This window comes from Paenisporosarcina sp. P4_E4_2 (assembly GCF_056401595.1).
On sequence record NZ_JBFUJC010000368.1, the window covers coordinates 1 to 3023 of the forward strand.

Sequence of the window (3023 nt, forward strand, 5' to 3'; positions counted from 1 at the left end):
CATTTACGGCAGCAATCGTGGGCTGAGGAAGATTTGCGATGCTATTAAATACATCTCTAATAGCTCTCACATTTCTTCGAACTTCGGTTTCAGTCAGCGTCTTGCGTTCTTTTAAATCTGCTCCGGCACTGAATGCTTTATCCCCAGCTCCAGTGAAAATAACAACACGTACATCTGGATCAAGAGAGATTGAATCTGTCACCGATTGCAGTTCCTGAAGCGTTTCGAAATTAAAGCAGTTCAAAGCTTGTTCTCTATTAATGGTCACATACCCGATATGGTTTTCTTTTCTATATAGAACAGTTGACATACTGCTCCTCCCTCCAAATAATAAGTGCAGCAGTTTTAAATCATTCAAGTCTTGCTTTATTCAATCTCGGAAGTCGTTACAGAACTATTAGCATTATAAGTAAATGCTTGTGAATACCCAGTTTTCCCTGTGAAATGTTGACATTTTTATAACTGAGGGGCAGCCTTGTTTGGACATTTGAACTTATTCCGATATATTCTCGATAATTGCTGCGATTCCCTGACCGACTCCGATACACATCGTAGCCAGGCCATATTGAACGTTCTCTCTTTTCATTTCATATAAAAGTGTGGTTAATATTCTTGCGCCACTGGCACCAAGAGGGTGACCAAATGCAATCGCACCACCATTAACATTCACTTTTTTATCGTCCAGCTCTAATTGCTTTATACACTCAAGCGATTGTGAGGCAAAGGCTTCATTTAATTCAACCAATCCAATATCATTTGCAGTCAGACCGGTTCGTTCCAATACTTTTCTCGTCGCATAAATAGGACCTAGCCCCATCACATTTGGTTCGAGGCCAGCTGTAGCACCGGCCACGTATTTCGCCAGAGGTGTTAAGTTCAATTCTTTCGCTTTTTCTGCACTCATCAGCAACAAAGCAGACGCACCGTCATTGACCCCTGAAGCGTTCCCTGCCGTAACCGTACCATCTTTAAAAATCGGTTTCAGTTGACTGAGTTTCTCAAAAGTAGTATCCGGACGAGGATGCTCATCCTTATTCACCATTACGTTATTTCCTTTTCGGTCCACATAAACAACCGGAACAATTTCATCAGCAAAACGGTTTTCTTCCAATGCTTTTTTAGCTCGTTGCTGGCTTTCAAAAGCAAATTGATCCTGACTCGCTCGTGTAATTTTGAACCGCTGCGCTACATTTTCCGCAGTCTCGGGCATCGAGTCCGTTCCGTACATCTCTTTTAACTTACTATTGGTAAAGCGCCAACCAATTGTTGTATCCTGCAATTCCATATTGCCTCTGGGGAATGCTTGAGTTGGTTTTGCTATGACTAATGGTGCGCGCGTCATGCTTTCAGTTCCACCAGCGATGTAAACATCTCCATCTCCCACTGCAATGGCTCTCGCAGCATACATAACAGCATCAAGACCTGAACCGCACAGACGATTTATCGTGGTGCCTGCCACTTCAACCGGAAGTCCTGCTAATAATGCAGACATACGTGCAACATTGCGGTTATCTTCTCCTGCCTGATTGGCATTCCCTAAAACAACTTCTTCAATTTGTGAAGTTACCAGACTTGGATTACGCTCAATCAATGCCTTGATCACGACTGCTCCCAAGTCATCAGGTCGCACATCTTTTAATGCACCGTTATATCTTCCAATAGGTGTTCTTACTGCGTCTACGATGACCACTTCTCTCATTTCTTGACCCACTCTTCTTCTATTGTATAGTCGTATACACCCTTGCCGGTTTTTCGTCCGAGACGACCCGCTTTGACATATTGTTCAAGGAGCGGTGCCGGGCGGTATTTCTCCCCGAGCTTTGCATGTAAATAGTTTAAGTTGTTTAGGCGAGTGTCGAGTCCTACCAAATCTACAAGTTCGAATGGACCCATTGGATAATTTAAGCCGAGCTTAATTGCTTTATCAATTTCTTCAGGTGTGCCAAGTCCTTCCTGAAGCATGTAGAAGGCTTCGTTACCAACAAGGGCACTGATCCTACTAGTAACAAATCCCGGGAATTCATTGATAACAACCGTTTCTTTGCCCATCTTTTCTGCAACTTCTTTGATTGTTTTGGCAGTTTCATCACTCGTTTCCAAGCCACGGACAATTTCAACAAGCGGCATTTTATGTACAGGATTGAAAAAATGCATCGCTATCGTTTTATCAGGTCGTTTTGCAAATGAAGCAATTTCTGTCGGACTCATCGTTGACGTATTCGTCGCGAAATAACAATGAGCAGGTGCGTGTTCTTCCATTGTTTCAAACACTCGTTTTTTTATAGCTATCTCTTCAGGAACCGCTTCAATAATCAAATCCGCTTCTCGTGCAGCTTCGGGTAAGTCAGGTTGAAAACTTAAGTTCCGCAATGCATTTGAAGCATGATCAGAAGTTATTTTTCCAAGCGCTATCCCTTTTTCAAACATCCGTTCAATTTCCTTTTTTGCATTTTCCAATGCATGTTCATGTATGTCGACTACAGTTACGTCAAAACCACCAACTGCGCCAACATAAGCAATTCCTCTGCCCATCAAACCTGAACCGACGACAACAATACGATTAATCACGAGATATTCCTCCTTTTGAGGTGAAAGAATACGGACAGGGGGTTGGATAACTCCCTGTCCGTCATTTAAAAGATTTTATAGACCGAACGGATTTAAAGGACGGCTACCATAGTACGATAAAATACTTTTCGTTTCTGTATAAAGGTCCAATGTTTCTATGCATAGTTCGCGCCCAAATCCGGATTGTTTATAGCCACCAAAAGGCGTTCCAGGGAAGGCAGAGAACGGACAGTTGWCCATAACGATTCCAGCTTGAATCTGATTGGCAACGCGAGTAGCACGTGCTCCATCTTTAGACCAGACAGCCGAACCTAATCCGAACTCAGTATCGTTTGCTAGGCGGATCGCTTCTTTTTCATCTTTGAATTTCATCACAACGACAACTGGTCCGAAGATTTCATCTGTTACAGCCTTCATGTCGTGGTTAACGTTTGCGATGATTGTCGGCTCATACC

The 3023-nt window shown here is 43.0% G+C and carries 4 protein-coding genes; all 4 read right to left on the reverse strand.

Going from position 1 to position 3023, the window contains the following annotated elements; translation table 11 throughout:
• A partial coding sequence (locus AC1DSB_RS17205) for an enoyl-CoA hydratase-related protein (RefSeq protein ID WP_477587196.1) occupies positions 1-310 on the reverse strand: 310 nt, incomplete at its 3' end.
• A gap of 183 nt (positions 311-493) precedes the next feature.
• A complete protein-coding gene (locus AC1DSB_RS17210) occupies positions 494-1699 on the reverse strand; it encodes an acetyl-CoA C-acyltransferase (RefSeq protein WP_477532084.1) in 1206 nt (401 codons plus the stop codon).
• A complete protein-coding gene (locus tag AC1DSB_RS17215; protein WP_477587197.1) occupies positions 1696-2568 on the reverse strand; it encodes a 3-hydroxyacyl-CoA dehydrogenase in 873 nt (290 codons plus the stop codon). The genes AC1DSB_RS17210 and AC1DSB_RS17215 overlap by 4 nt, the downstream gene beginning before the upstream one ends.
• A gap of 75 nt (positions 2569-2643) precedes the next feature.
• Positions 2644-3023 (reverse strand): aldehyde dehydrogenase family protein (locus AC1DSB_RS17220; RefSeq protein ID WP_477587198.1); only part of this gene is annotated, 380 nt, incomplete at its 5' end.